Origin of the sequence: Mesorhizobium sp. M2A.F.Ca.ET.037.01.1.1 (assembly GCF_003998075.1) — a bacterium.
Classification (GTDB): Bacteria; Pseudomonadota; Alphaproteobacteria; order Rhizobiales; family Rhizobiaceae; genus Mesorhizobium.
This window is the reverse complement of sequence record NZ_RZSA01001683.1, coordinates 1-621: the sequence shown is the minus strand read 5'-3', so window position 1 is coordinate 621 and position 621 is coordinate 1. Positions and strand designations below refer to the sequence as shown.

The following is a 621-nucleotide window of genomic DNA, read 5'->3' as shown; positions in this document are numbered from 1 at the left end:
GGGCAGTTCCTTTACCGTGAGCGGCAGCGGCCTTGCGGCAGCGGCATGAGGCGAGCAGGATGGCGGCCGAATTCAGCGCCCCAGGCCTCCCATGACTGACGCCTCCGGCCCTATCGAGCCTTTAGGTAGGCAAGGCCAGCCAGTCCTCGACCGGCTGGCCTTCGAACGCCTGGGGGGCGCACACCGACGGGGGCTCAAGCTGCATTGCTACCGGATGATGGGCTCGCTCAACGAGGCGGACGATCTTGTCCAGGAGACGTTCCTCAAGGCCTGGCGCGCGCGGTCGCAATTCGACGGGCGCGGCTCGGCGCGCGGCTGGCTCTACGCGATCGCCACCAAAAGCTGCCTCAACGCAATCAAGGCACGGTCGTCGGCGCGGCGCATTCTCGAGCAGCCCGGGCGGCCGCCCTCTGAAGGAGACGCGACCGGCGGCCCGACCGCGGAGCTCGCCTGGCTGGATCCATATCCGGATGCGGAGCTGCCCGACATTGCCGACGACGGGCCCGGCCCGGAAGCGCGCTACGAGGCTCGCGAGGCGGTACGGCTCGCCTTTGTCGCGGCGATCCAGCTGCTGCCGCCCAGGCAGCGCGCGACGCTGCTGCTTTGCGACGTGCTCCGGAT

General features: G+C 69.7%; 1 protein-coding gene. It reads left to right on the top strand.

All coding sequences use genetic code 11. The features are described from left to right. Nucleotides 1-91: 91 nt before the first annotated feature. On the top strand, nucleotides 92-621 hold a 530-nt coding region (locus EOA27_RS39200; protein ID WP_127259051.1), incomplete at its 3' end, for a sigma-70 family RNA polymerase sigma factor.